General features: G+C 65.2%; 2 protein-coding genes and 1 pseudogene. 1 reads left to right on the top strand and 2 read right to left on the bottom strand.

Going from position 1 to position 1820, the window contains the following annotated elements; translation table 11 throughout:
• A partial coding sequence (locus tag EN939_RS32640; RefSeq protein ID WP_164751442.1) for a YeiH family protein occupies positions 1–817 on the top strand: 817 nt, incomplete at its 5' end.
• A 13-nt stretch (positions 818–830) separates the two neighbouring features.
• Here the strand turns inward: EN939_RS32640 and EN939_RS32645 are convergent.
• Together EN939_RS32645 and groEL are read right to left on the bottom strand one after the other, a co-directional pair.
• A complete protein-coding gene (locus tag EN939_RS32645) occupies positions 831–1328 on the bottom strand; it encodes a GAF domain-containing protein (RefSeq protein ID WP_127271638.1) in 498 nt (165 codons plus the stop codon).
• 262 nt (positions 1329–1590) lie between these two features.
• Positions 1591–1820: pseudogene (groEL, locus tag EN939_RS32650) on the bottom strand (chaperonin GroEL); the annotation flags it as partial.

Consider the following 1820-nt stretch of genomic DNA (forward strand, 5'->3'; position numbering starts at 1 on the left):
CTCCAACGTGCTGGGCACACCGGTGCACGCCAAGGCCGGCATCGCATTCTCGCAAAAGCGCCTGCTGCGCTTCGCCATTGTTCTGCTCGGCTTCCAGCTGACGCTCGGCCAAGTCGTCTCGATCGGCGCCGGCGGCGTCGGCATTGTCGCCGCCACGCTTGGCGCCACCTTCGTTTTCACCATTACGCTCGGTCGGCTGATCGGCGTCGACGCCAAGCTGGCGCAGCTGATCGCCGCCGGCACCTCGATCTGCGGCGCCTCGGCCATCGTCGCCACCAACATCGTCACCGATGCGCGCGACGAGGACGTCACCTACGCCGTCGCCTCGATCACCTTGTTCGGCACCGTCGCCATGCTCGGCCTCGACCAGCACGCTTTCGGCCTGTGGGCCGGTGCTTCGATCCATGAAGTGGCGCAAGTCATCGGCGCTGGCTTCCAGAACGGCACCCAGTCCGGCGAGATCGCTACCGTCGCCAAGCTGACCCGCGTCGCCATGCTGGCGCCGATGGTCGTCGCGCTCGGCCTGATGGCGCGCCGCAGGAGCAGCAGTGAGGTGGCGGCGCGGCCGCCCATGCCGTGGTTCGTCGCCGCCTTTGTCGCCATCGTGGCGCTGAACAGCCTCGTCCCGGTGCCAGCCGAGGTGAAGTCGGCAATGGCGCTCGCCACCACCATCATGCTGACCATGGGGCTGGCCGCCATGGGCCTGCAGGCCGACATCTCGCAGCTGCGCTCGCGCGGCCTGCGCCCGCTGGCGCTCGCCTTCTCGGCCTTCCTGTTCATCGGCTGCTTCAGCCTGATGCTGGTGAAATTCACCTAGTCTAAACCGGGCCTCAGTCCTCGAACGAACTCGACGCGGCATAGATCGCCGCCAGCGTCTCGATGCCGGCCTGGTCGGCCTTGTCGAAGCGGCCGGGCAGCGGGCTGTCGAGATCGAGCACGCCGAAGACGCCTTCATCGTCCTCAAGCAGCACCACCAGTTCCGAGCGCGAGTCGGCATCGCAGGCGATGTGGCCGGGAAAATCATGCACGTCCTTGATCAGCATAGAGGTGCCGAGTTCGACCGCCGTTCCGCACACGCCCTTGCCGACGGCGATGCGCACGCAGGCCGGCTTGCCCTGGAACGGCCCGAGCACCATTTCCTCGTCCGATTGCAGGAAATAGAACCCGGCCCAGTTGAGGTCCGGCACCATCTGGAAGATGAGTGCTGCGGTGTTGGCGGCGTTGGCGATCGAATCGCGCTCGCCGTCGAGCAGCGCCTTAAGCTGAGTGGCGAGGTCGCGGTAGAACGCGGCCTTGTCTGAGGTGTCGATGGCCTTGGCCGCAAACATGAACGTGTCTCCGTATAGGGGGTGGCGGTTCGTCCGATCGCTTGCCAAAGTCCGGCGAGCTCCGCAACCAGACGGCCGCCTGGACAGTCTAGCGTGGATTGCGTCCTCTCCGAAAGCCGCAAGATCAGGATTGCCTCCCGGCGCTGAGCCGGTCGGCAAGGCAGCTATGCGTAAACTTTGCGATGGATCATCTTGAGAATCATGACGGCCCCGATCGGGGGCCGCCATTCACATCTCAAACAGGTCGAACAAGTCCTGGGTTTTAGTAGCCGCCCATGCCGCCACCGCCGCCACCCGCAGGCGCGGCATCCTTGGCCGGGATGTCGGTGATCATCGCTTCGGCGGTGATCAGGAGGGCTGCGATCGAGCCGGCATCCTGCAGTGCGGTGCGCACCACTTTCGCCGGATCCACGATGCCTGCCTTGATCATGTCGACATAGACCTCGTTCTGGGCGTCAAAACCCTGATTGTGGTCCTTGCTGTCGGTGAGCT

The organism is Mesorhizobium sp. M7A.F.Ca.CA.002.05.1.1 (assembly GCF_003998335.1).
Taxonomy (GTDB): domain Bacteria; phylum Pseudomonadota; class Alphaproteobacteria; order Rhizobiales; family Rhizobiaceae; genus Mesorhizobium.

Bases quoted from the DNA above. Each gene is read 5' to 3' on its own strand.
- EN939_RS32645 (WP_127271638.1), bottom strand. From the start codon at position 1,328: ATGTTTGCGGCCAAGGCCATCGACACCTCAGACAAGGCCGCGTTCTAC.